3 protein-coding genes are annotated in these 1483 nt (G+C 64.6%); all 3 read right to left on the bottom strand.

From position 1 onward, the window contains the following. Nucleotides 1-3: 3 nt before the first annotated feature. The 3 genes from rplI to rpsF are packed head-to-tail and all read right to left on the bottom strand — an operon-like array spanning nucleotide 4 to nucleotide 1324. A complete protein-coding gene (gene rplI, locus PHE40_RS09440) occupies nucleotides 4-558 on the bottom strand; it encodes a 50S ribosomal protein L9 (protein WP_291425399.1) in 555 nt (184 codons plus the stop codon). Between the two features lie 14 nt (nucleotides 559-572). Continuing rightward, nucleotides 573-848 (bottom strand): 30S ribosomal protein S18, encoded by a 276-nt coding sequence (gene rpsR / locus PHE40_RS09435; RefSeq protein WP_291425397.1) that lies wholly within the window; start codon nucleotides 846-848, stop codon nucleotides 573-575. Continuing rightward, on the bottom strand, nucleotides 848-1324 hold the full coding sequence (rpsF, locus tag PHE40_RS09430) for a 30S ribosomal protein S6 (RefSeq protein WP_291425396.1): 477 nt from the start codon (nucleotides 1322-1324) through the stop codon (nucleotides 848-850). The genes rpsR and rpsF overlap by 1 nt, the downstream gene beginning before the upstream one ends. Nucleotides 1325-1483 lie beyond the last annotated feature (159 nt).

Here is a 1483-nt window from a genome sequence, read left to right as displayed (position 1 = left end):
GGCTTACGCGGCGGTGTCTTCCTCGCCAAACAGCGGGCCGAGTTCCGGCTTTTCGTCCGGTTCGGCGGCGATCGTCTCGCCGCGCGCCTGCTTCTCGGCTTCCTCGACGGAGCGTGCCACATTCACCTTCACGTCGATGGAGACTTCCGGGTGCAGCGCAACGCGCACTGCGGAAATCCCGAGCGACTTGATGGGGTGAACCAGCAGCACCTGCGCGCGTTCAATCCCGAGACCCGCAGCGGTGCAGGCGTCGGAGATGTCACGGCTGGAGACGGAGCCATACAGCGCGCCGGCATCGGAGGCCTGACGGATCAGGGTGATGCTCAGGCCCTGCACGCGCTCGGCCACACGCTCGGCCTCGTCGCGGCGTTTGATGTTCTGCGCTTCAAGCTGGGCGCGCTCACGCTCAAAGCGCTCGCGGTTGGCTTTGGTCGCGCGCACGGCCTTGGACTGCGGCAGCAGGAAGTTGCGCGCATAGCCGGGTTTGACCTTGACGATTTCGCCCATCTGGCCGAGTTTTTCGACGCGCTGGAGCAAGATCAGTTCTACTTGTGCCATGTTTCTTGCTCCTCTTAGCTCAGCACATAGGGGAGAAGGGCAAGGAAGCGGGCGCGCTTGATGGCTTTGGCCAGTTCACGCTGCTTCTTGCCGGACACCGCGGTAATGCGCGACGGCACGATCTTGCCGCGCTCGGAGAGGAAGCGCGAGAGCAGCCGCACATCCTTGTAGTCGATCACCGGCGCGCCGGCGCCGGAGAACGGGCAGGATTTCTTCCGGCGGAAGAAGGGCTTGCGGGCGCCAACAGCGGGGCGGCGCAGGCCAGCATCGGGGGTGGTTGCTTCAGACATCAGATTTCCTCCTCAGCGCCGTAATCGTCACGGTCGGCGCGGAACTCGTCACGCGCGCGGAACTCCTCGCGGCCTTCATCGAAGCCGCGCTTGCGGCCGGTCTCGAAGCGTCCGGCGGGCTTGGGCCCACGGAAGCCGCGTTCACGGTCGTCGGACTTGCGCGACAGAATCACGGAGGGTTCCTCGGTGATTTCCTCGATGCGCACGGTCATGAAGCGCAGCACGTCCTCGTTCAGGGTCAGCTGGCGTTCCAGCTCCTTCACGGCGGGGGAGGGCGCATCAAGCCCGAGCAGGATGTAATGGCCCTTGCGGTTTTTCTTAATCCGGTAGGCAAGGCCGCGAAGGCCCCAGTATTCGCGCTTTTTAACAGCGCCGCCATCGGTTTCGAGCTGGGCGGTCACGGCGTCGGCAACGGCGTCGGCCTGTGCCTGCGTGATTTCGCTCCGTGCAATGATCACGGTTTCATATAACGGCATTGTGACTCCCTTCGGCTGGTTTCAGCTCCGGTCCGGGTCTGGACCCCCCAAAATCGGGGCGAGCATTAGCCGGGCGCGATGCCACGCACCCAGCAGGGGAGGGCAGCCTTTGGCATGTTTCCCCGCACGCGGCAAGGGGCTTCGCCGCGTTATGAGCGC

Source organism: Acidocella sp., from assembly GCF_028687955.1.
GTDB lineage: Bacteria > Pseudomonadota > Alphaproteobacteria > Acetobacterales > Acetobacteraceae > Acidocella.
Note: the sequence above shows the minus strand (reverse complement) of the source record. Positions and strands in the feature narration are given on the sequence as shown.